Annotated in this window: 1 protein-coding gene; it reads left to right on the top strand. The window is 61.5% G+C overall.

Annotated elements, in window-relative coordinates; genetic code table 11:
- Positions 1–176: 176 nt before the first annotated feature.
- Positions 177–550: hypothetical protein (locus FY251_RS20810; RefSeq protein WP_148416852.1), on the top strand; the 374-nt coding region annotated here is incomplete at its 3' end.

Below are 550 nucleotides of genomic sequence, written 5' to 3'. Positions count from 1 at the left end.
AGCTGGAATAATCATGTTAAATTTAGCTAGAACTGTCTATGTTTCGAACGAGCGGTGGGTGTAACCGGCTGACACACCCGGTTCACACTCCGCGATGATGCTGGAGCGCGGACGGATCGGTAGCAGTCGACCGGCATATCGCGCTCTTTTAGTCCGGGACTCTCCCACTCTGACGTATGAGCAAGGTCAATATCGGGCTTCGTGGCTGGCGCTTCGACGAGGACGTACTCGGGCCGGACGGACGGGTCCGGCCGCTCAAGACGATGGAACCGGAAACCCGCCAGCGGCTGCTGGTGCTCGCAGAGCGGGTCGTCGACCCCTGTGACGCCTGCTGGCTGATTCACGGCGACGAAGACATCGAGCAGTGCAACGTCGCGGATGCTATTTACGGGGAGCCGATGGGCGAGGTGGTTGTCTGTTCGGACCACGAGACGGATTTCATCTACTGGTTCCGCGAGGAGGGCGGCGAGGCCCACGCTGGAGAGACGGACCTGGCCTCGGCCTTCCACGAGTGGTTCCTCGACGGGAACCGCGCCCCCGAGGGATATGT

This window comes from Haloferax sp. KTX1, assembly GCF_902410085.1.
Classification (GTDB): Archaea; Halobacteriota; Halobacteria; order Halobacteriales; family Haloferacaceae; genus Haloferax; species Haloferax massiliensis.
Note: the sequence above shows the minus strand (reverse complement) of the source record. Positions and strands in the feature narration are given on the sequence as shown.